Origin of the sequence: Synechococcus sp. CCAP 1479/10 (assembly GCF_019038515.1) — a bacterium.
In the GTDB taxonomy this organism is placed as follows: domain Bacteria; phylum Cyanobacteriota; class Cyanobacteriia; order PCC-6307; family Cyanobiaceae; genus Cyanobium.
The window spans coordinates 17,021-37,553 of sequence record NZ_JAFKRJ010000034.1 but is presented as its reverse complement, the minus strand read 5'-3'; the positions used below and the strand labels follow the sequence as shown (position 1 = coordinate 37,553).

The 20,533-nt window shown below is 61.7% G+C and carries 18 protein-coding genes; 8 read left to right on the top strand and 10 right to left on the bottom strand.

Annotated elements, in window-relative coordinates; all coding sequences use genetic code 11:
- Nucleotides 1-60 precede the first annotated feature (60 nt).
- The 5 genes from KUG39_RS12670 to KUG39_RS12650 all read left to right on the top strand — a co-directional run bounded on the left by KUG39_RS12670 (nucleotide 61) and on the right by KUG39_RS12650 (nucleotide 3,726).
- A complete protein-coding gene (locus KUG39_RS12670; RefSeq protein ID WP_216915360.1) occupies nucleotides 61-1,215 on the top strand; it encodes an AAA family ATPase in 1,155 nt (384 codons plus the stop codon).
- Between the two features lie 162 nt (nucleotides 1,216-1,377).
- Nucleotides 1,378-1,902: a hypothetical protein gene (locus KUG39_RS12665; protein WP_216915358.1), complete on the top strand. Its 525-nt coding sequence runs from the start codon at nucleotides 1,378-1,380 to the stop codon at nucleotides 1,900-1,902.
- 213 nt (nucleotides 1,903-2,115) lie between these two features.
- Complete coding sequence (locus tag KUG39_RS12660; protein WP_216915356.1) at nucleotides 2,116-2,313, top strand: hypothetical protein; 198 nt, start codon at nucleotides 2,116-2,118, stop codon at nucleotides 2,311-2,313.
- Between the two features lie 106 nt (nucleotides 2,314-2,419).
- Nucleotides 2,420-3,145 carry a L,D-transpeptidase gene (locus KUG39_RS12655; protein ID WP_216915519.1) on the top strand — a complete coding sequence of 242 codons (726 nt, stop codon included), beginning with the start codon at nucleotides 2,420-2,422 and terminating at the stop codon, nucleotides 3,143-3,145.
- Between the two features lie 146 nt (nucleotides 3,146-3,291).
- Nucleotides 3,292-3,726, top strand: a complete 435-nt coding sequence (locus KUG39_RS12650; RefSeq protein ID WP_216915354.1) for a hypothetical protein — start codon at nucleotides 3,292-3,294, stop codon at nucleotides 3,724-3,726.
- Here the strand turns inward: KUG39_RS12650 and KUG39_RS12645 are convergent.
- Nucleotides 3,704-4,492 (bottom strand): hypothetical protein, encoded by a 789-nt coding sequence (locus KUG39_RS12645; RefSeq protein ID WP_216915352.1) that lies wholly within the window; start codon nucleotides 4,490-4,492, stop codon nucleotides 3,704-3,706. The two genes, KUG39_RS12650 and KUG39_RS12645, sit on opposite strands and share 23 nt — an antisense overlap.
- A gap of 346 nt (nucleotides 4,493-4,838) precedes the next feature.
- Between KUG39_RS12645 and KUG39_RS12640 the strand changes: the two genes are divergently transcribed.
- Nucleotides 4,839-5,507: a Mo-dependent nitrogenase C-terminal domain-containing protein gene (locus KUG39_RS12640; RefSeq protein WP_216915350.1), complete on the top strand. Its 669-nt coding sequence runs from the start codon at nucleotides 4,839-4,841 to the stop codon at nucleotides 5,505-5,507.
- Nucleotides 5,508-6,011: 504 nt separating this feature from the next.
- Here the strand turns inward: KUG39_RS12640 and KUG39_RS12635 are convergent.
- The gene (locus tag KUG39_RS12635) at nucleotides 6,012-6,299 is read right to left on the bottom strand and encodes a hypothetical protein (RefSeq protein WP_216915348.1); all 288 of its coding nucleotides are present in this window, start codon (nucleotides 6,297-6,299) and stop codon (nucleotides 6,012-6,014) included.
- Nucleotides 6,300-6,354: 55 nt separating this feature from the next.
- The gene (locus KUG39_RS12630) at nucleotides 6,355-6,609 is read right to left on the bottom strand and encodes a hypothetical protein (RefSeq protein WP_216915346.1); all 255 of its coding nucleotides are present in this window, start codon (nucleotides 6,607-6,609) and stop codon (nucleotides 6,355-6,357) included.
- 307 nt (nucleotides 6,610-6,916) lie between these two features.
- On the opposite strand from KUG39_RS12630, the gene KUG39_RS12625 reads away from it, so the two are divergent.
- Both KUG39_RS12625 and KUG39_RS17355 read left to right on the top strand, forming a co-directional pair.
- Nucleotides 6,917-7,132: a hypothetical protein gene (locus tag KUG39_RS12625; protein WP_216915344.1), complete on the top strand. Its 216-nt coding sequence runs from the start codon at nucleotides 6,917-6,919 to the stop codon at nucleotides 7,130-7,132.
- A gap of 1,766 nt (nucleotides 7,133-8,898) precedes the next feature.
- A complete protein-coding gene (locus tag KUG39_RS17355; RefSeq protein ID WP_353617386.1) occupies nucleotides 8,899-9,063 on the top strand; it encodes a hypothetical protein in 165 nt (54 codons plus the stop codon).
- Nucleotides 9,064-9,100: 37 nt separating this feature from the next.
- On the opposite strand, the gene KUG39_RS12615 is transcribed toward KUG39_RS17355, so the two are convergent.
- The 7 genes from KUG39_RS12615 to KUG39_RS12585 form a co-directional block, all read right to left on the bottom strand.
- Nucleotides 9,101-11,407, bottom strand: coding sequence for a KAP family P-loop NTPase fold protein (locus KUG39_RS12615; protein ID WP_216915342.1), 2,307 nt, complete (start codon nucleotides 11,405-11,407; stop codon nucleotides 9,101-9,103).
- Nucleotides 11,408-11,537: 130 nt separating this feature from the next.
- Nucleotides 11,538-14,747, bottom strand: a complete 3,210-nt coding sequence (locus KUG39_RS12610) for a helicase-related protein (RefSeq protein WP_216915340.1) — start codon at nucleotides 14,745-14,747, stop codon at nucleotides 11,538-11,540.
- 5 nt (nucleotides 14,748-14,752) lie between these two features.
- Nucleotides 14,753-17,740: a DUF1156 domain-containing protein gene (locus KUG39_RS12605; RefSeq protein WP_216915338.1), complete on the bottom strand. Its 2,988-nt coding sequence runs from the start codon at nucleotides 17,738-17,740 to the stop codon at nucleotides 14,753-14,755.
- A complete protein-coding gene (locus KUG39_RS12600; protein ID WP_216918326.1) occupies nucleotides 17,737-18,543 on the bottom strand; it encodes an Abi-alpha family protein in 807 nt (268 codons plus the stop codon). The genes KUG39_RS12605 and KUG39_RS12600 overlap by 4 nt, the downstream gene beginning before the upstream one ends.
- Nucleotides 18,544-18,671: 128 nt before the next feature.
- Nucleotides 18,672-19,838, bottom strand: a complete 1,167-nt coding sequence (locus tag KUG39_RS12595; RefSeq protein WP_216915334.1) for a hypothetical protein — start codon at nucleotides 19,836-19,838, stop codon at nucleotides 18,672-18,674.
- Nucleotides 19,839-19,843: 5 nt separating this feature from the next.
- Nucleotides 19,844-20,161 carry a helix-turn-helix domain-containing protein gene (locus tag KUG39_RS12590; RefSeq protein WP_216915332.1) on the bottom strand — a complete coding sequence of 106 codons (318 nt, stop codon included), beginning with the start codon at nucleotides 20,159-20,161 and terminating at the stop codon, nucleotides 19,844-19,846.
- An 8-nt stretch (nucleotides 20,162-20,169) separates the two neighbouring features.
- Entirely contained in the window at nucleotides 20,170-20,526 is a 357-nt protein-coding gene (locus tag KUG39_RS12585) for a type II toxin-antitoxin system RelE/ParE family toxin (protein ID WP_216915330.1), read from the bottom strand.
- Nucleotides 20,527-20,533: the final 7 nt, after the last annotated feature.

Genomic DNA, 20,533 nt, shown 5'->3' with positions numbered 1-20,533 from the left:
CATTTATGGCCGATTATGGATCAGCCATAATTAGGGCTCAGCGATAGAACGTCCTAAGCCGTGGCCGAGGTGTTCCGCCGTCCCCAGCTGGCCGCCGAGCTGGCCCGCCGCCTGTTGCATCCGAGCGTGCTCGATGAGGCGCTGCGCTCCGGCCTGTTCTTTTCCGGCCTGCGGCGCACGGGCAAGACCACCTTCCTGCGCACCGATCTGGTGCCGGAGCTGGAGGCCCAGGGGGCGGTGGTGATCTACGTCGACCTTTGGAGCGACACCAAGGTGAGCCCGGCCGTGTTGGTGTATGCCGCCGTGCGCCGCACCCTGGCGGAGCTCGCCACTCCGGCGTCTCCGCTGCTGGGTCGGTTGGGCCGGCTGCGGGGGCTGGATCTGGGCGGGATGGGCTTCCGCTTTGGCTTTCAGCTCGAGCAGCTGGGCCACGACGGTGGCGCCACCCTGGCCCAGGCGTTCACCGAGCTGGTGGATCAGGCCAATTCCGATGTGGTGCTGATCATTGATGAGGTGCAGCAGGCGATCACCACCGATGACGGCCACCAGATGCTGCTGGCCCTCAAGGCCGCACGCGATGCCATCAACCCCAGGCCGGACACGCCGGGCCATTTCCTGTTCCTCGGCACCGGCTCCCATCGCGCCCTGGTGGGGGAACTGACGGCCCGGCGCAACCAGGCGTTCACCGGGGCCACCTCGTTGCCCTACCCCGTGCTGGATCTGGCCTATGTGCAGCACGTGCTGCAGCGCCTGCGCGGCAGCGGCGCTGGAGCACTGCCATCGGAGGCGATCGCCTGGAGTGCTTTTCAGACCCTGGGCCACCAGCCCGAGGAGTTCCTGCGGGCCCTGGCCCAGCTGGAGGCCAGCAGCAGCACCAGCTCCGGGCTGGAGCCGGACCAGCTCCTGCCGGTCATCGCCGCCACCCTGCGCGGCGCCGCCGCCGACCTGGAGCTGCAGAAGGTGGAGCAGATCGGTGGGCTGGCCGCGGTGATCTTCCAGCGGGTGGCCCTGTCTGACGGGCCCGCCAAGGGGTTGTTCTCCGCGGAAGCCGCCGCGGCCTACGGCGAGGCGATCGGCCGGGAGGTGCGGGTGGAGGAGATCCAGCCGGTGGTGAATGAGCTGATGGCCGCCAACGTGCTGATGCGGGTCGGCCACGGGCTGTATGGCGTCACCGATCCGTTCGTGCAGGAGATCTGGCGGGAACGGCAGGGCTGATCGCCCCGCCTTGTCGCTCGTGCCTGCTCCGGTTGGAGGGGTTGGCGGCGGCCTTCCTCACGATCTGCGGCGGCGCAAGGGCTGCGCAAGTCGGCGCCGCTGCGCTTTGCCGACCCTTGCCCGCGCCGCAGGTCCGCTCGGGTCCGCCGGCCATCCCCCTTCATGGCACCCCAGATCCTGCTCATCCAGCGCAAGGCCCTCACCCACAGCGATCACGTCTGCACCGCTATCGGGATTCACATTCCACCCGAGCCCGTGCTCAGCAAGGAGCTGCTCGGGTGGCTGTGCTTCTGCCCGCCAGAAGCGCTCACCTTCTCCAGGATCGGGCCGATCGTGGTCGCCCACGGCGGCGCCTGGGCGAAGGCCCGCGAGCTGGAAAGCCTGCACTGGCCGCTCCTGGGCGGCACCGTGATCCACGGCAAGGCGGTGGGTGTGTCCCGCCGTATGCGTGATGGCGAGCACGAAGCGCTCAGCGAGGGCGAGGCGCACCATGCCAAGCGCATCCTCTGGAAGCACTGCTCGGCGCTTGTGCAGCGCTGCTGCCCGATCCATCAGGCCTTCGAGCAGGGGCTGCCTTGGGATGAGCTGCAGCACTTCCGTGCCAGCGATCACGCCGGCCAGGCCGAGATCGTGCAGCAGAGCCGGAAGCGGCGTCGGGCCCTGGCGAGTGCCGCTGGTCGGGCCTGAGGGCCTGGGCGGGGTCGCCGCTGGTGGCCCCGCCTGAGCGCTGTCTTGGGAGCAGGAATGGACTCTCTCGGGACTTCCAGGCCCTGACCCCGTTGGGGGACTGGCGCACACAGGCCGCTTCATCGTGCGGGATGGCCTCAAGGGCTGACGCGAGCGGCTACGCCGCCCTTGACCCCATCCCGTTGGCCGCTGGCGTCCTTCGCTGCGCCGGCCATGGCCACCGCTGCCCGCATCCGCTCCCTCTCCCGCCACAGCTCCGCGTCGCTGGAGCGGTTGAGCTTCATCTGCTGCACCACGCTGCCGCCCCTGCCGCGCCTAGCGGCGTTGGCCGATGCGCTGCTGCTGGAGCGGCAGCTGGCGAATCCCGTCAGCCGCCCGGCCTGGATCCGGCCGGAGGAAGTGCCCTATTGAGGGCCGCAGGCCCCAGCGGCCTGGCCTGGCGGTGGAGAGCCGCCAGGCTGTTGCGCTTACGTCGGCACTGGCAAGAGAGGGCAGTTGCTGAGCCGGCGTGGCCACGATGTCCCCCCAGCGGTTCGTCGACCGCTTCCTGCACTTCAAGGGTCTGGAACAGCAGAAGCGGGGCGCGTTGCTGCTGCACCAGGCGATCAGCAAGCTCCCGGGCGGCGAGGAGATCCTGGAGGAGGAGGCGCCCTGGGCCGTCGCCTTCAGTGAGAAAGCCGCGCAGCCGGTGGGTGCCGCCATTGCGCCGCTCGATCCCCGCGGCAGCGAGGAGGCCGGCCTGGCCGGGCCGTTGATCCCAGCACCGGTGAAAGCGGGCGATTCCTACCTGCTGGTCAACGACCGCGACCAGGACATGGAGGCTTATGACCACAGCGGCAAGTTCCTATGGCGGGAACCGTGCCTGGCTCGGGGCCAGGGCGCCGACACCGAATGGCGCCACACCAACACCGATACCCCGCCAGGGCTCTACAAGCTGGGGACGGTCTACCGGGACTGGGAGCAGAACCCCAACCCGCCGAGGGATGCCACCCTGCAGGCCTATGGCTGGTACAGCTACGACATGGTCGAGCTGGAGGGCCAGGAGAAAAAGGTGGGCCGCGCCGGGATCATGCTCCACGGCGGCGGCACCGGTTGCGGTTGGCCCGGGGCCTGGGCGCCGCGGCAGACGCTGCTGCCGTCCCTTGGCTGTCTGCGGGTGCACAACGCGGTGCTGCGCGAGCGGATCCTGCCGCTCTACGAGCAGGGCACCGTCTATGTGGGGGTGTTCCAGGAAAAAAAGTAGCGGCGGGGCCAGGGCCAGGGCCTGAGCCCGGCTCCAGCAACCTTCAGCACTGGCTCCAGTTCCTCACTAGCTCTGCTGTCACCAAGGCCAGCGCCTGGAAGATCGCCCCGCTCAGCGCGGCGGAGGCCTGCGGCTTTCTGGCCTGCGTGATCGTCGAAACTGGCCAGCCGGAACTGGAGCGGCTGGATGTGACGGAGGCCGGCAGCGGCAGGGGCCGTGGTGCGATGCAGTACACGGGCGTGAGGCGCACCGCCTACGACCGGGCCCGGCAGCAGGCGATCAGGCTGCGCATCGATCCCAACAGCAACGGCTGGCAGCAGCGCTATTTCGCTGAGGAGTACGCCGGCCTGCACGATCCACCGGAGGGATCGCTGATCGGCTGGAGCCGGGTGTTCGAGCAGCGGCCGCCAGGCATGGATCCGGCGGCCGCAGCGGCGTATTGGACAGGCTCCGCCGCCACGGGCCAGGGTTACTTCCGCCCCGGTGTTCCCCACCTGGAGCGGCGGCAGCAGCAGGCGCGACGGCTGTGGCAGCTGGTGCAATCCGGCGCCCTGACGCTCAGCGGCCCGCCCAGAAGCTGAACAGACGCCGCCCGATCGACGGGCGCAGCATCCTGCCGCGCACCAACCGGCTCAGCTCCCGGTAAATCGCCTCCAGCAGATCGGCATGGGGGAGTTCAGCCGGCTCATCTAGGGCCGCCAGCGGCGTGTCGAAGTGGATGTTGAGGATGCCGATCGGGGTGCCTTCCAACAGGATCAGCCGCCCATAGAGGAAGGTGATCCCGTTGCGCTGCAGGTAGTCCTGGCAGGGCACCGGCAGCAGGTTGCTGAGCCGCACGAGGTGCCAGCTGTCGGCGCCATGGGCGATCAGGACCTCCAGGTCCTGGCGGATCCTGTCGATCGGCAGGTCTTTCGATTCCAGCGCCAGCGGCAGCCGGCCCAGGGAGACATAGGAGCTGACGATCGTCACCCGCGAGAAGGCGTAGCCATAGCTGGTCAGCCCAGGGCTGTAGAAGCTGCCGAGCGCCACCCTGCTGGAGCCGGTGAGCACCCCCACCTGGGCCAGGAGGTCGGCCATGTAGCGGCTGTCCTGCTGGCTGCCGAGCAGGGTGCCGATGCGGGCCATGACGGTGTCGCGCAGGAAGGCGCGCCAGAGCAGCCAGGCGGCCATGCCAAGTAGCAGCAGCCCATCAGCCGAAAGGCTCAGATGCAAGGGCCCCAGGCTCGGCAGTTCCGGCGGCGGCCCCACCACCCCGGCTGGGGGCTCCAGCGGTGGCTCACCTGGGAGCCCGGGTTGGTTGTCAGGTCCGCGCTGCCCGCCGGGCGGATCGGTGCTCGGGTCGCTCATCGGTTCCGTGCGGTCGGCTGGCGCGAGCAGCGGCCGGGCGGGGAGTCGCGTGGGCAGGGCTCAACAGCAGTTACCAGGCGGCATCAGGCAGATCGGCTCGGCCGGGGGGGCACGCCTGGGCTTGCCCTTCGCTCCGCTTGGCCTCGTTCTGCGACGAGGCCTGAGGGCCCCTGATCCGGCTGCTGGGACAACGCCCAGCCAGCCCTGGACCGCCGTGGTTGCTCCAGCTGGCGACTGCAGCGGGGCAGCGTCCTTGTGAGCTCAGAATGAGACGGGTGGCTGCCTGCCGTGCCGCTCCTCACCGCCTGTCTTGCGGCGGATGTCCTTCACCGGCCTCACGCACCCCATGGGCCACCCTGTTGCCATCGACGGCCTCGACGCCAAGGCGGCGCGACGGCGGCTGTGGCTCGCTGCGCTGCACCAGCTGGCGCTTGCCGACGGTGATTTCTCCCCTGCTGAGGAACGGCTGCTGGCGGAGCAGCTGACCAGGGATCTCCCCGGTCTGACCCTCGAGGATCTGCACCATCCCGGCGACGGGGCCCTGGTCCACCGCTTCGGGGTCGGCACGCCCACCGCGGAAGAGTTCCTGCGCTCCGCTGTGCTGGTGGCCCTGGCCGATGGCCATCTCAGCGCGATCGAATGCGAACGGCTGCGGCACTGGAGTGAGGTGCTTCAGGTGGGCCAGGTCTTGATCAAAGACCTGCTCAAGACGCCGATGATCCGCGACGGCTCCAGTGACGTCTGCTGTGACACCCATCAGCACCCAGGGCGCCTCGATGCTGTGCGGCGCTGGATGGATGCGCTCGAGCCTTCCGATCCGGAGGTCGCCCGCTTCCTGGTGCGGCTGATCCCCGCCCAGTGCCCTTTTGAGCGCGACGTGAAGCTGTTCGGCTGGAAGCTGGTCCACATCCCGCCGATGTGCAAGATCAACCCGCTCTACGACCAGCTGGTCGCCCTGCGCTTCCGTTGCCTCCGCCGGCTGGAGGAGGTCGGGGACACCGCGCTGCCCAACTGAGTCGCCCAGCTCAGCGGTGCGTGGCTTGCTGCGCAACGGAGACAGATCGCGCCGCCGGCTTTCCTCCAACAGTCATTGGATGGATATGGGCGGCTCATGCCCACAACAAAGCCCAGAGCGTTGGCCCCGGGCCTTGGGAATCTTGGGTTGAAGGGTCGGAGCCGCTGGCGCTGGCACCTGGGGCCAGGTGTCTAGTGGGACGTTCCGTTGGGTCCGGGGCACCTGAAGCGGTGCGTTGGACGGCGACGGCGTGACACGCCTGGAACGTCAGAGATCCGTCGAGAGTGTTGGAGCAGGGGCCGGATCGTCAGCGCGCTCCTGGTGTCTGCTCCGGGGGGGTGTCTTCTATCACTGAAGCCTCCGAATCCCTGTGCCATCACCATCGTTCAGCCCACCGATGCGGGCAAGACGTTCGTGGTGATCGACACCTGTCTTCATTGGCGGCAACGGGTCTTCATGAAGGGGCGGCGGCATCCCTAGCGAAGTCCAGAGCCACCTGCGGCTTCAGCCAGGAAGCTGGTCGTCCTCACGGCGGCGGGGGGTGAACTGGCCGCGGGTGTTGCGGGGCGGATCGGGTTGGCTGCCCCCGCCTCTGCCGCTGTCCATGAAGTAGGTGGCGGCCGACTGCCCTACGAGGGCGACGCTGGGCAGTACCAGGCTCCAGCGGTGCTCACAGATGGCGGGGCCGGACGCGCGAAGCTCGCACACCCCCACAAACGCGAGCAACACAGCGATCTCCGCGGCCACCAGGGCCATGATCGGCCCGGTGTTGGTGGACTGGTGGCGGGCCATCCCCGGCGGCGCAAACCTCACCAGCTGTTGCCAGGACGCTCAGCGCCAGGGCATTTCAGCGGCGGGGCGCGACAGCAGGGCCGTGGCCGCGCAGGTAGACCTCGACCTCCGCTTTGCGCACCACCCGACTCTCGCGGTTGTTGCTGATCTGCACCCTGCCTCCATGCACCTGGGCGGTGACGCGCCAGGGGCCGGGGGCCAGATCCGCTGATGAAGCTGATGGGCGGGATGGCGGCGCAGCACCCGGCGCAGCTGTCAGCTGTCGCTCGCCAAGAACCTCGGCCAGGAGATCACGGGTGGAGGGATGCATGGCGACATGGAGCGAGCGATTGGTGGAGGCAGAGCAAGGTCCTGAGGCTTCCGCAGCCAACAGCGGAGCGGTCCCTGCCCTGTGGAGCTTTTGCCATCCCTGGGCCTCTTCTCGTTCAGCGCCTGGCGATCGATGCAGCACCTCAGCACAGGGCGGGGCTGCGGGCAGATGGGCGGCCACAGCAAGGGCGCGTCACAGGTTGCCCTCGGCTTGCGGTTCGGCAAGGGCTGCGCAAGGCCGCTGCGCGGCCCCTTGCCTTCACCGGCCACGCCGGGGCGGTTCTGTCGCGTCCCTCGCCAGTCCTCCCATGGCTGCACCACAAGGCCCCTGCTGCGAAATCCGCTGCGTCATCGAGCATCACTATCCCGAAGGTCCCAAGGGCGGGTCCCATCCCGTGGAAGTCCGCTTCTTTGGTAAGCGGGGCAAGCCGGTGAAGAAGCTGCGCTTCGTGCCGGCCGCCAAGGCGCACGAGATCGCCCGCAAGCTGCAGGGCGCCAAGGGAAGCACAATCTCGGTGCTCTGAGCCACGGGGGCTCCGGCCCCCTTTTCAATAGGCACCGCCATGGAGTCGAGCCGGGTCATCCATAGGGACCGAGCTCAGCTAGGGCGATCCGGAATGAGGCCTGCATCCACATCTGTACAGGTGAGCAACCCGGGCTTTGTTGTTCTCGCAGCCTGGAGGGTATGGCGTATCAAAAGGCACAGAGGGTTCTCGGGTCCGAGAACCAAGGCCATGACGATTGAGTTGGAGTTAGAGTGTAACGGCACAATTGACTTGTCGCCTTCTGGCCACTTGGCTTCAGCAGAAATTCTAAGAAGGTCGGGTCTTATGCCAGCGGTTCACAGAAACCGCCGAAAATCAAGTTGTGCTTCATCTTCATCATTATGAGATCATTCGATCTAGAGGCGTGGATTCTCTCCGTGGTTGGGATTACCAACGCAGGTCAACTACCAGAGGATTCAAGAGTAGAGTTAAAGTCTAAATGGCCCGACCCCAAGAAGGCAGCTCGACGGCTGGGAGGTCATGCAAATTCTTGTCAGGCTGATCATGTACTTTGGATCATTGGCTTGCAGGAGGGAGTTGGAGTCGTGCCTTTTGAACCAGTGGATACGGCAAGGTGGTTTTCTGAAGTTGCAAAACAGTTTAATGGCGTAGCTCCAGATATGCAGGATCTCATAGTCCCTACATCCTCTGGTCACGTTGTAGGCCTTCTTTTCTCGACAGACCGGCGCCCGTTTGTCGTAGCCAACCCGTCTTTCGGCTCCGTCTCAGGGGTGGTTGTAGAGCGGGAAGTTCCTTGGAGAGAGGGTACCCGCGTCCGCTCCGCACAACGCTCTGACTTGATCAATGTACTGGCTTCATCTGTGGCATCGCCCCATCTCGAAGTACTACGGGTGTGGGCTAAGCTAATAAAGAGTCCAGGACATGAGCGCAGCTCCGGTACTCATCTCCAAGAAATTCAGTACAAGCCACACTTCGCGTGGACATTGTCGATTCAACTATACGTAACACCTCGGCAACAGGAGCTACTTGTGTTCCCAGTACATCGAACCAGACTATCGCTTCGAGTGCAAGACAGTCAAAAGGTGATGACGCGATTGCAGTACAACATTCAATATTTGTACTATGGCTCGGGTTCAACAAGGGCGGACTCACACACCATCTCTAGGACCAGTACCGAAGCGTTGATCAATGGGCCAGGGGTTCTCGAAATTGCCGGAGAACTTTATGAACCGCCTCACGACGTTCAATTCGCTGATGCAGTCAGAGCAACATTTTCTGTTAGGCCTGCCGGCTCGGAGGTTCGAGCATCTGCAGAGGCTCGAGCTACTCGAACGAATTCCGGAGGCCAAGACAACGAAAATGTTTTAGATTGGAGCCTTGAGAAAGATTCTAATGGCGCGTAACAGCAAGATGCTGAACACAGGCGCGGAGGTCACCGCCTTCATTTAAGGAATTGCCACGCATCTGATTTTAGCGTTCAGCCAAAGCGCCCCAGTCACACCCCCTCTGCGGCAATGACCCCTGGTGCTCTTGCGGCGCCAGAGCCGGCGCCGCCTCAGGTTGTTCCTCGGCCTCGCCGATGCGCACCTCCGGGGTCTGTTCGATCACCCGGTCGTTGAGGGTATCGAATTAGGCCGCCAGAGTGCCCTGCAGCTCCAGGAATTCATGCCAGAGCGTTTCATTCACAAAGGCCCGGTTCAGGCGCGCCATCACCGTGGTGCGGCGCTGGTGCATTTGGGAATGAGCGTTTTTTCCGTGAGGAGCTGGTCGCCGAATTAGGCGCAGTGCTGCTTGGGGATCGGCTGGAGATCGGCAGTGAGATCGAGAGCCATGCCGCCTATCTAGGTCGCTGGATCGAGCTGCTCAAGGAGTCGCCCAAGGTGCTGTTCCAAGTGCTCAGCGAGGGGCGGCAGGCGGCGGGTCTGATCTGCCCGGAATCTATAACCTAAAGGGTAGATTCGGCTCTCCACCTAAGGGCAACTTGACTCATTCATCCCATTCTTGAGCTTGGCCTATTTCATCAATATAGAATTTCTTCCCATAGACTATTGATTTGTAGATTGCACAAAGCTTCCTGTTCGATTGAACTGAAGGTTCGCGTAGGCGGCTCTCCGCCTTGCTACGAATGGTTTCTGGATCACCCAGCATGGCCAAATACTCTTTGCTGCAGGCAACAGACATGCCTTCCGTCGATTCTGTCTGACGGCCAATAAAAATATCGGCGATGGCGTCCATACTGTCGTTAGAGTCTAAGAAAGGTCGAAGCAGCTCAGGCAGTTGTTCACGACCTTCCTTCAACGCCAAAAGAACTCGTAGTACAATCCACTTATCGGCAATTCCAAGAAAGGCTTGGCTACGGAAAGAACTGACTGAGGTTTCAAGCCATTGCTGGAGGACTGGCTCTTCTGAGGCTTGGATGAGATCTTCTTCAGCTCTGGACTCTTTTTGCTGTGCTCTCTCCTCACGCTTGGTAAGCCGCCTAGCCAACAGATGGGTACCCAAGGACAGAATAGAAGAATTCGAAGCAAAAACAATGAGCCCATCAAGATCATCGGTATCATCGCTGGGTCTTCTCAATACTTCTTCGGACAGGAGTATGATCTTGTCGATCGTAGCCATGCTGAACAAGGATCGAAATCCTTGAAAGTTGCTATTGATCTGCTGATTCTCAACAAGCCTTCCCAGGAAACAAACAAAGTCTTGCTGGTCGGGAACCGATAATGGATCAATCTTTTGCAGTACGGCCTCAAGAAAGTGATCAAGCAAATCCCTGGCCAGGATTCTTTCAATAACGTCGTCTCTGCTTGTTGGCTCGTGACAGAAAGACTCAATATCGGCTAGTGAGACCTCATCAGATGGCAGATCATAGGTTAGTGCAATTTTTAGTCTGTCACTGGCTGCAATTCTCCTGGATTTTGAAAATTCCTTCTGAGTGAGCTTGTCATAAGGATATTTGCGTAGTAATGGGAATAGCTCTTCTAGAAGCCGTTGAGCTTGGGCCTGTGTCTTGGCGGACAAGGATTTTTGAGCATGGGTGCGCTCAACTGCAAACTGGTCGAGGTGCTCTTGACAACTACTACGCTGGTAAGTGTCAGACATATCCATGCCTGTGTAGGCGCCTGGGTTTTGCATGATATGCCTAAATACATCCGGCAGAATGATTGCAAGGGTTTGCAGTCCTAATAGATCACCCCAGCAGACCTCTCTCCCACACTTTGGCTCTATAAACAAGAACCGGTTGACAATGCGGATGACATCTCTGGGAGTCTGGATGAGTGGCTTGACTCCTAATTGCCAAATCTGAGTCAGTCGCTTTTGCTCGGATTGGAAGCGATCCTGCTGCGAAGGAGAGAGGGCCTGCCATAGCCGATTCTCAAAATACGAAGCAAGGTCAGTTTTATTGATTTGAGGAAGTGAAAGACGAAGCTGGACAATCTTGTCGAGATACTGCCCAGGATTCTCAAAGTTAGCTGCTACTTGGAGCGACTTTTCTGTATAAAGAGGATCTAAGGCGATGACGAAAGAGCACCGCGGCAAATCGGAAACAGCCTGAATGGCGCGAACGATCTGGAATACTTCTGCTGGTGGTAATCTATCGATATCATCAATAAAGATGATAATGTTGCGGCCCAGCTCAAGTAGTGCCCTCTTTAGGGCATCTCTTTGCTTGCTGACATTGAGCTTGTGAAGGTCGCTAACTTTTCCCACTCCTTTTCCAGTTGCCTCAATGACTCCTCTTACAATGGAGGTCCAAGGCTCTGCCCCTGGGATCCATTTCAGAGGTTCTAGAAGCTGTGCATATGCAATCATCTCCTGAGCGGCTTCGGTAGCCTTAGCACTTTGGTTGGCTTGCCCAATTTCAGATGCGATCTGAGCCATGAAGGCCTGAACCATGTGATCGGCAGCGCCAACTAGCCAGGGATTGAACTCAACTAGAATGGGAACATGGTCATCCGATGTAAGCGTGGATTTACGTTTCTGCCTCCGAAACCACCTCGTCAAACTCCGCAGTCGCGTGGGTTCTTTTGAATTCTCTAGAGATGTTGATTGCTTCTGTGTATTCAAACAAGATCTGATCATGCCCAACGCAGAAGACTTTCCAGACCCCCATTCTCCTTCGATCGAAATCACGAGCCCCTCGGAGCCTCTGTTTGCAAGAAGCATATTGCCGACTCGATTACAGAATTCCCGCCGATTCAGTTTATCCTGCCGTTCTCCCAGGCCGTCAACAGCCTTGTCGGAGAATGGAAAACTTCCGCTGGTGAAGTTACCTTCATAAGTGCCACTGGTCATTGGCTTTGTGTAGAGTTGAGTGTGTCACTGAATGCCAGTGTTGGCATGAAGTCTCCTCGCCATGAAAAGGTCATTTTGCAAGCTTGAATAAGCCGAGTATAAGACGTATGCGAACAGGGCGTAGTGCCTGTCATTTCAAAGCAGCATCAAACTGTTGCCTTGATACTTCTTCAGATTCAGATCTAATCGATTCCCTGATTCGGTCGATCGGAAACAACGGACTCCCAGGCACCCAAAGCTCACAGCTATCGCTGTTGTCTTCGTAGTAGGAGGCGTTGCAGGTCACCCGAAGCTCCTTCTCAAGGCCTGGCTGGGACCAGGCGAAGTCATAGGCACCAATCGGCCGAGCACAGCATCCGGGTGGTAGCAACCCCGGTTGTCTGAGGATGGACTCCAGATCCGCGAGTGTCAGCGGTGAGGGCCGAAGCGCGTTCACCACATCTCGGATGGCATCGAGGTCCTGCAACACATCGTCGAGATCCAGGCCCTTGATCTCGGGCTCCTGCTCCACAGCCGCCACAGCGGATGCCCGCGCCTTCTCCCGTTGATCGCGGCTGGCCAGGGTGGCCTGGCTGATCGAGCTGGATGCCTTGGCCAGGATCGGCTGCAGCTTGCCCACCACCTGCTCGAACATCGCGATCCGGCCCTTCAGCGCCCGATACACATCGGCTTCAACCGTGCCATCGAGATGCAGGTTGATGATCTTCATCTGCTCGTGAGTCTGGCCGATGCGGTCGATGCGGCCGATCCGCTGCTCCACGCGCATAGGGTTCCAAGGCATGTCGTAGTTGATCAGGGCGGCGCAGAACTGGAAGTTCAGGCCCTCAGCCGCCGCATCGGTGCAGAGCAGGATCTCGGCTTTGCCCTGCTTGAAGTCGCGTTTGGTGGCTTCGCGGTTCAGGGCTTTCCATTCGCCGCCCTTCTGCAGCAGCTCGCCACCGCGTCCGGTGAACGTCATCAGGCTGGTGCGGCCGGCACCGACCAACAGCGCCTTGAGGGCATCGACCGTGTCGGTGTACTGGGAGAAGACGATCACCTGCTTGTAGCCCTGGGCCTGCAGCTCATCGATGGCCTTCAGGAACTCGGCCCCTTTGCTGTCGTGGCCCACAAGAGGGCGGGCCTGATCGAGCAACACGCCAATGGCATCGAGCTCGCCTTGGACGGAAACCTCCTGGAAGGCGCTTTGGATCCCCTCCAGATCAAGGGTGAGCTCGCCGGCGATGTCGTCGTCTTCGCTGGCGGCGGCGTCTTCCTCCAGCTGTTGCTGCTGGCCGGCCATACGCTTTTCCAGAGTGGACACCAGGGCCGCCACGCTGCTGGCCAGCCGGCGACGGTAGATCGTCATCACGAAGCCCACGGCCGATTTCTTCTGCCCGGTTGCCTGGGCGTACTGGGTCGAGATGAAGTCCTCCACCGCGTCGTAGAGCGCTCGCTCCTCGGGGGTGCTCTCCAGGAAGCGGTCGTCCACATGGCGGGTGGCGATGGCCAGATCCATCGAGCCCTGCTGCTTGTAGGCCCGCAGCAGGGTGCGGCTGTGGCGGGAGATTAGCCCCTGCACGGGCGTCCAGCGTTTAGCCAGGGCCAGGGCGGCCTGGCGAATGTCGATGCCGAGATTGCGGCGGGAAAGCGGGTCGGTGTCGTTCAAAGCCCGCAGAGCCTGGCGCTTCCGCAGCGGCGATTTCCGCAGAGCTTCCGGCATGGCATTGCCTGGTGCCTCGCCGAAAGCCACCACGTTGCTGCGCCACAACCCGGCTAGGTACGAAAGGGTGGCATCATCCGGATTTTCCTTCTCCACCCACTCGAAGAACCGCTCGAAGGCGTCCTCGGTCCACTCGGGGGGCATACCGAGCAGGGCGAGCAGATCCCACACCTCCAGTTCACTCACCTGCATCGGCGTGGCGGTGAGCAACAGCAAGCCCTTGGTGCGTTGGCGCAGCTGCTGCATCAGTTGCATCAGGGTGTTGGGGCGCAGCCGCTCCCCACCGCTGCTGTTGTTCTCCCGGCGGGTGCGGGCGTGGTGGGCTTCATCGAGCACCACTAGGTCATAGGGCTCGGCTTCCAGCAACTCCTGGTGCCGATCGCGGCGGCGCATCAGGTGGCTCGAGACCAGCACAAAGGGCTCGGTGCTCCAGCTGCTGCGGTCCACAGTCCGGGAGAACCCGGCTGGGCGGAAGCGGCTGCGTTGCCAGTCGAGCGACCTGCCGCTGTAGATGGGCCAGTCGAGGCCGAACTTCTCGCGCAGTTCCCGCTGCCACTGCTGGAGCACTGAGGCCGGTGCCATCACCAACATGCGGCGGGCCCGGCCGCTCAACCAGGCCTGACGCAGCAGCAAGCCGGCCTGCACCGTTTTGCCCAGCCCCACCTCATCGGCGATCAACAGCCTGGGCGGCCACTGGTGCCAGAGCCGCTGGAAAGCACGCTGCTGGTGGGGCCAGGGGGTCACCGCACTGGTGCCTTCGCCGACCCGTTCGGCTCCCGGCAGATGGCTGGCTGCGGCCTGGAGCACGTAACTCCAAACGATGCGGCGGCGCTCATCGAGGTCGGGAACAACCTCCACGGGAGGCTCAGGGTCGGCAGGCGGAAGATCCTTGAGAAAGGGTTTAAGCCGCCGGGGAACCCCTTCCACCGGCTGGAAGATCGCCAGCTGCTGGCGGATCGCCTCGGGAAGGGTGAACGTGCGAGCGCCTTGATCTTGGTTGTTCCAGAGGCACAGAAAACTGGCCTCGATCTCATCGATGTAATCCTCTCCTCCCGGCAGCCATGAGCAGTAGGTGTTGAACGACTCATAGTTGGTGGTCCAGCCGTTGGGTGTTTCGTTGACGCTGCCGGTGAAAGCGAGGCGATGACCATGGCGGTCTTCGATGACGCCTTCTTTGGCATGAAAGATCGAACCATCGGCTGCTAACTGTCCTTGATGCAGCGGCAGGGCCACGCGAATCTCCAGGTGGCCATGCTGGACGAGCCAAGCCAGCAGCTCCGCTCCCAGGGCTGCATGGCTACCTGTGCCGGGGTGAACGCCATGGAAGGGGAAGTGCTCGGTGAGGTGCTTGGTGAGAACCTGTTCGGCAGAGGTTCCAGAGGCGAGGGCGTTGATATCCGCTTCATTGAGAAACACACCCGTGATCAGGCGCATCTGGCCATGACCCAAGCCATCGGGTGAGGAGGCCACCAGTTGCTCAACGCCATCGAGCACTTGAAGCAGGGAGCGGCTGGTGAAATAACCGGTGATGCGCCAATAGCGCACGGCATCCATTAGGGCTGGCTTGTAGAAGCCCTCCAGCAAGCTCTCCAGGGAGCTGCTAAAGCGGCGCTTCCAGATGATCTCTGTAAGGCCAGGCATGACGATCAGCCTGCCGCCAGCTCAGCCAGCACCAACTCCAGCTGCTTGGGCGGATCCACCTGATCAGCGAAGGCCAGCTGGCGCAGGTTCTCCAAGGCTTCGAAATCGCTCGCAGCCGGCACCGCAGCCTTCACCGGATCGAAGCCGGTGTAGCGGGCGGAGAGCGGCAGCACTTCCAGCACGGCCTCCAGGGCGGTGAGGAACTCGGCGCTGGCCATCAAGCCGTTGTCTTCGGCGAGCTTCTGTGCGGCGGAGAGATCAACGCTGCGGGCGCGGTGGGCGCAGTGGTGGAGGGCATCGATCCAGGCGCTGGTGCCATCGGGGGCACCGAGCTTGCCCTTGGCGGCGCGGGTGGAGCTGTCCCAGAGGATCAGGTCGCTGGCCTTCTTCTCGGCCAGCACACCCACCACATCGCGATCGAGATCGAGGCCCACCACACGGGCCAGGCGCAGGGCTTCGTCGTAGGGGAACTGGGGGGCAGCGAAGGCATCCCAGGCGAGCACAAACCACTCGGTAAGGGGATCGAGGCGGCTGCGGCGCTCTGCGGAGGTGAGCTGCTCCATCTTCCAGGCCTTCACCACCCGGCGTGCAGCATCGAGCGCGTCTTCTGGGCTCACGGCATAGGGATCGTCGTTGGCCAGCAGGTCTTCCAGGCTGAGCTGGGCGCGACCGCGCTTCTTGGTGCGCTCTTCGATCGGCCGGGGTTGGCCGCGCTTGATCGGCCAGTGTCGCGAGAACTCCTCCAGGGCCGGGCCGTAGCAGGAGAGGTAGAGGTCGACGCCACGGATGCCACCGGCTTGGAAATCGGCGATGCGCTGGCGCACGGCCGCAGCCAGGCGGGGTTCGAGATCTTCCCAGTACTGCACCGCATCGGCAGGATCCTTCGCTGGGCGGGGCCGGCAGACCAGGAAGATCGTGCTGTTGGCCGCGGCCTTGTCCTTGATGTGCAGCGATCCCTCCGATTCGGAGTTGATCGGCCAGGAAGCGGTGATCATGAAGCCCGCATCGATCAGTCCCTTGGTGAGGGCGTCCCAGGCGCCAGTGGCCTTGTGGGTGAACATCAGCGTCATCACGCTGTCGTCTTTCAGTACGCGGCGGCACTCGTCGAAGATCTCGGCCATCTTGTGCTGATAGTCGAGCCCGGCCAGGGCCTTGGCGCCCTTCTTGCCCTCGTGGCGGGCCGGGTTCGCGACCGCTTCATCCTCCTTGTTGGTGAGCGGCCCCATGAACAGCTCGGGGTAGAGCAGGCCTGCCGTGCGTTTCAGCCACACGTAGAAGAAGTCGGAAAGTTCCGCATACATCACGTTGTCGTAGTACGGCGGATCCATCACCACGGCATCCACGCTGGCGGTGGCTATGTGAGGAAGTGAATCGCCGGAGCCACAGGAAATGTGCAAAGGCACTGGGGCCGATGTGGCTGGGACAGCCGTTGCCGTGAACAAGGGGCATGCATCGGAGCCATCGTTGCCGTCGGAGTCAATGAGATTGATCAGTTCGCTGATGCACTTCGCCACCTGACGAAAAGCCCAGTCGTAACCAAGGCCAGAAACAAGACCGGCCATTTCGGCATAGGACCACTTCACCGGGAAGGCATGCTGTCGGAAGGTGTGGTCCATGACTTCTCGGGTTGCGTGCCAGGTCACACATCGAGAATTGTAGTCAAGAAACTTGTCGAGGCCTATGCAGAGATATCCAAGTGCTGCCCGGGTCAGCTCAATCAAACCCTCGGATTTGGCCGATTCCTCAGTCAACAACTCTCGGAAGATCTCCGCACTGGTGCCATGGCAGAGGAGTTGGCGGGGCGAGAAGAACTGCGTCCAGCGCTTGATCCCATACAGATGGAGAGGCCAGCGGATATTGGTTTCGTAGCCGAACGGAAGCTCCTCATTCGGCACCAGATCCAGCGCCTCCCACTCCGGCAGCTTCTCTGCCAGGGCTGTGGCGATCCGGACGCTGTTGTCGTCCTCCGGCCGCGGTGCCCGGTAGCCCCGCTCCCACTTGTCTTTCTTCTGCTTACCGGTCTTGGTGTAGGCGGTAGCCAGGCGGCGTTTGAACACCACCGCAAACAACTGTTCGCCCATGCCGCCGGCCTGGGCCTGCTGCTTCACAATGTCGCCGTCGATCACGCGGCCGCAGTCGGGATAGGGGCAGGTGGCATCACCGCCCTTGACCGTGCCCTCGCTCTGCTCCTTCGCGCTGGCCACGATCTCGAAGCGGCAGTGGCGGCTCCCGTCGCCCGGGCCCGCGCCCACCTGGGGAAGCACCCGCACACCGGTGCCATCGGGAGCCAGCTTCCAGTTGGGTGAGAGCGGCACCTTGCCGGCGCAGTAAGGGCAGTGGATAGTGCGGGCCCAGAGGTAGGTGCAGTCGAGCTGATCGGGGGCCTGGTGCTGAGGAAAGTGCACCGACAGCCGCTCCTCCAGTCGCTGGCGAAACACACTCGCGATCCGCTCGTACTCCTCGACAACTGCTCGGCCGAACTTTGATGGCCACTCGTAGGTGGCCTTTTGTACCAGCACGGCCACCGGGTTGATGTCGTTGGCCAGGGTGTGGCATCCCAGCCTCAGGGCTTCGAAGGGAATGGCACCTCCTCCAGCTGTGGGGTCGAGCACGATCGGCTGCTCTATACCCAACTTCGCCAGCTCATCGAGAAGCCAGAACTCCTCTTTCTCGCTGGGGCAGTACTGGAAAGCGCGGTCGTATCCATAGGGATTGTCGATGCGAATGCCAGTGCGCTTGACCTTTTCCATGGCCTTCTTCGCCGCCACCGGATCCCCATGGATCCCAAGCATGTGCTTGAAGGTGGCCCGGTCCGCATCGGCGGGCAGAAGCGAGGCCAGCACTGCCGCCCGTGAGGCGACCAACGGCCGCCGCGCCCACCACACATGCAGGCGATTCGGCGCAGGGAACGGCGTCATCGGGGTGCGTTCGCGCACGCTCTCGATGCCGATCTCAGCGATCGGTAGCCACTCCTCGATCAGGCGTTTGGTCATGGTTCCGGGCTGAAAATAATCGACTTTGAAAAGATGAGGCCAAACCCTGTATGAAAGACAACCCGAGGGTCGCTTCCGCCATCGATATACGTAGATGCTTCAATTAGCCCAAGCCGTGCGAGGTTCCCAAGCGATGTAAGCAGATCCATTCCCAAAGGTTGGTCCATCTCAGCGATGGTCTGCCTAAGATTATTGTCAAAAACAAATGCCCGCTCAGGAAGCAAAACCGTAGATATACCTTTGCCAGAGTAAACATCATTCCCCCTAGGCTCACCGATAGATGAGTCGTCCCACCCAAAAGCAACGGCAAGAGAAGCTGTTGGCGTGAACATGCTGCTGTCTACGCTATAGATGGCCTTCAAACATTGGGCGTCAAACGAGGATAGCTGCCCAAGAACAAAGCTAAAAGCTTTTCTGGCTTGCCTGCCTTCTCTAGCTTCATTTATGTAGGAGGCCAGCAAGGAAGACCATAGTTCCAAAAGTTCTTCATCTTCGACGAACTGAGATTCCCGTACAAAGGCGTCACCGGTATCAGATTGTATACTTTTCAAATCTTCAAGTTTAATGGACTCCCTGCCATTTTGCTGCAGAATTGCATCGGATCTCCAGATTAGATTAGCTAGCCGACTTCCAAAGACAGGCAGCGCCCCCTTCTCGACAAGAGCAAGTTTATCAAGAAGTTCAGGATTTTGCTGGAAATAATGATGTAGGTGAGAGGCCATTCCAGTAAGCTGGCCAGGGACCTGACTTCCTTGGTCGGTTAGATATCGGACAATGTCTACCAGCGAAGTAGCGTCAGTCATTGCACTTGATAAAAGCGGAGTTGATTGTTGGTTTGCTCGTGGGTTTGTTTAGGCTCCGACATGTCATGAAGAGGGCACAGGCAATTCAAGCTCTTTATATGGCAGCCACTCAGCAATCAAGCACTTGTTCATGCTGACTCCAACTGTTGAAGAAGCTTGCGATCGAACATCACCGCAGCAGCCTGGCCTTCAGGCAGGACTAGACGAGCCTGAAACTCGCTGGGCTTAAGGCCCAAGCGGCTGAGCTCCTCAAGCTGAAGCACATGGCTGCAGAGACGGTCATGGCCCTCCACCACAGCAGCAATTTTGGTGAGGCCCTTAGCTAGTTCCTCCTTAACGAACTTGAAGCGCTTGGCCTTGTCGACACCCTGATCGATGGGTCCGAGTCTCCAGTGATCAATGCCGCTTGTATCCACCACTGCCGGAGGAATCTCTCCATGCCAATCCTCATAGTTCTTGAACACGTCGCCGAGCTGGGGCCGAAGGAGATCGAACAACTGGCTAGCGCTGATCTCCTCGGCACGCTCGCCTGGGGTTCGCTGCATCCTCTTGAAGCCGTTGGTCAGCCAGAGGATGAAGTCGAGATCCACCTGTCCTTGGAAGTCGGGCCTGAGGTAGACCGCCCTGCGCTCGAGCACGGCATTCATCAGCTGGGTCAGCCCCGGCCGCAGATCAGTCAGCCCTTGGCGCAAGGTGCGCGCTGCCTTTTCTCCCTCATCAAGCTGGAGGTAGGTCTGCACTTCGGCCACCAGGGCCGCGAAGGCCATCGACACGTACTCAGCACTGGTGGCTTCAGCCTTGGCTGCACTGCGCAGCACCTGCTGGTTGAAGTAATGCCGGGCCTCGTGCAGCGCGGTGAGGGCTTGGCCGGCCATCTGCTGACGCAGATTCGCATCCCCCAACTCCACCGCATTGAGGCAGGCGTTGACGCCCGCCATCAACTTCGCGAGGGCCAGATCGTCAAGCTTGACGCTGACCCGATCCACCTTGGCCTCGATCAGCCTGATCTGGTCGCTGATCTGGTTGAGCTGGGTGATCACCACCGCGAATCCCGCCACTGACACGCCCAGGTTCACGGCACTGAGCATCGGTGTGATCATCTGAGCGGCTTCCCCGAGGGCCAGCTTCGGCAGCGGAGGCTGGCTAACCACACCGTTTCCGCCCTCCCGCAGCCAGGCCACCACCTGCTTGCTGTTGGAGTCACGGATCACCCCGCCCACCCGCTCATAGGCGCCGTTCTGCAACCCATTGGCGAGGGCTGCCGGCAGATCAAAGACAACGTTCAGCGGGGTCATCAAGGTCAGGCTGGTTGCAGGTCGTCTTCAAAGCGGATCGTGAGTCGGCTGCCCATCGCCTTGGCCAGCCGCTGCAAAGTATCGAGCTTCGGCTCCACCTGGCCGGTTTCCAGCCGAGCAAGCTGGGGCTGCTTCATGCCGGCGCGCTCGGCCAGATCCCGCTGGCTCCAGCCGTGCTTCTCGCGCAGCTCGATCAGCTGGCGCACCACCGCAAAGCGGGGCTCCAGATCGCTGTAGGCCTGCTGCACCTCGGGATCGGCAATGAACCCGGCGCGGATCTCGCGCCAGGTGGGGTGTTGAACGGCAGCGGTGGGATGGGTCATCGTTCTGCTCAGGCGGGTGGGGCGTCGTTGGCGAGGAAGTCGTTCATGCGCTTGAGGGCTTTCTCCAGTTCCTGCTTCTGGGTCTGCTGGGTTTTCTTGTGGAAGGAGTGGACCATTACGAACCGCTGCCCAGCAGCGGCGAAGTAGAGGGTGCGGTAGATGCCGTCCTTGCCGTGGACGCGGAGCTCAAAGAGCTTCTTGCCCATGGGCTTGACGTGGGGCATGTCAACCGCTGTGCCCTTCTCCTCCAGCAGATCAAACAGCCGGGCAAAGGAGGCTTTCACCTCGGCGCTCTGGCCAGCCAACCAGCCCAGGACGGGCTGCTTGCTGCTGGGCAGCGCGTAGAAGACGACCTCCCAACTCATCTTGATA

Excerpts from the sequence above, each read along its gene's own strand:
- KUG39_RS12615 (WP_216915342.1), bottom strand. The coding sequence starts at position 11,407 with ATGACCAGTGGCACTTATGAAGGTAACTTCACCAGCGGAAGTTTTCCA.
- KUG39_RS12590 (WP_216915332.1), bottom strand. The coding sequence starts at position 20,161 with ATGACCCATCCCACCGCTGCCGTTCAACACCCCACCTGGCGCGAGATC.
- KUG39_RS12635 (WP_216915348.1), bottom strand. The coding sequence starts at position 6,299 with ATGGCCCGCCACCAGTCCACCAACACCGGGCCGATCATGGCCCTGGTG.
- KUG39_RS12585 (WP_216915330.1), bottom strand. The coding sequence starts at position 20,526 with ATGAGTTGGGAGGTCGTCTTCTACGCGCTGCCCAGCAGCAAGCAGCCC.
- KUG39_RS12640 (WP_216915350.1), top strand. The coding sequence starts at position 4,839 with ATGGGCCACCCTGTTGCCATCGACGGCCTCGACGCCAAGGCGGCGCGA.
- KUG39_RS12645 (WP_216915352.1), bottom strand. The coding sequence starts at position 4,492 with ATGAGCGACCCGAGCACCGATCCGCCCGGCGGGCAGCGCGGACCTGAC.
- KUG39_RS12630 (WP_216915346.1), bottom strand. The coding sequence starts at position 6,609 with ATGCATCCCTCCACCCGTGATCTCCTGGCCGAGGTTCTTGGCGAGCGA.
- KUG39_RS12655 (WP_216915519.1), top strand. The coding sequence starts at position 2,420 with ATGTCCCCCCAGCGGTTCGTCGACCGCTTCCTGCACTTCAAGGGTCTG.
- KUG39_RS12595 (WP_216915334.1), bottom strand. The coding sequence starts at position 19,838 with ATGACCCCGCTGAACGTTGTCTTTGATCTGCCGGCAGCCCTCGCCAAT.
- KUG39_RS12665 (WP_216915358.1), top strand. The coding sequence starts at position 1,378 with ATGGCACCCCAGATCCTGCTCATCCAGCGCAAGGCCCTCACCCACAGC.
- KUG39_RS12600 (WP_216918326.1), bottom strand. The coding sequence starts at position 18,543 with ATGACTGACGCTACTTCGCTGGTAGACATTGTCCGATATCTAACCGAC.
- KUG39_RS12625 (WP_216915344.1), top strand. The coding sequence starts at position 6,917 with ATGGCTGCACCACAAGGCCCCTGCTGCGAAATCCGCTGCGTCATCGAG.
- KUG39_RS12605 (WP_216915338.1), bottom strand. The coding sequence starts at position 17,740 with ATGACCAAACGCCTGATCGAGGAGTGGCTACCGATCGCTGAGATCGGC.
- KUG39_RS12610 (WP_216915340.1), bottom strand. The coding sequence starts at position 14,747 with ATGCCTGGCCTTACAGAGATCATCTGGAAGCGCCGCTTTAGCAGCTCC.
- KUG39_RS12660 (WP_216915356.1), top strand. The coding sequence starts at position 2,116 with ATGGCCACCGCTGCCCGCATCCGCTCCCTCTCCCGCCACAGCTCCGCG.